The sequence below is a fragment of the Seonamhaeicola marinus genome (genome assembly GCF_008085455.1).
In genome coordinates this window covers 1-519 of record NZ_VSDQ01000017.1, presented here as the reverse complement: position 1 = coordinate 519, position 519 = coordinate 1, and the positions used below count along the sequence as shown (strand labels likewise).

The 519-nt window shown below is 32.8% G+C and carries 1 protein-coding gene; it reads left to right on the top strand.

The window, feature by feature from the left end; genetic code table 11:
* The coding region (locus tag FUA24_RS00145) for a radical SAM protein (RefSeq protein ID WP_394344170.1) at positions 1–519 on the top strand (519 nt) is incomplete at both ends.

Below are 519 nucleotides of genomic sequence, written 5' to 3'. Positions count from 1 at the left end.
AAAAATGTATTTAATTCATATGCTTGGAATGATGTGTTGGCGAATATTCATAACAAAACAGCAACCGAAGTAGAAATTGCTTTAACCAAACAAAAACGCAATTTAGAAGATTTTAAAGCCCTTTTATCGCCTGCTGCAGCACCGTATTTAGAGCAAATGGCAGTGCAAAGTAAGGCTATTACTAAAAAGCGTTTTGGCAACACTATTCAAATGTATATTCCTATGTACTTGTCTAATGAATGTCAAAATATATGTACCTATTGTGGTTTTAGTATGACTAATAAAATTCCGCGAAGAACGTTAACTGATGCCGAAATTTTAAAAGAAGTTGCCTTTATAAAAAGTAAAGGATATGACCATATTTTACTGGTTACCGGCGAAGCTAATAAAACCGTGGGTGTGCCTTACATTAAACATGCTATTGAGCTTATAAAAGATAAATTTTCAAACATTACAATTGAAGTACAACCACTAAACCAAAATGAATACGAAACTTTAATTGAGGCTGGTTTATACGCT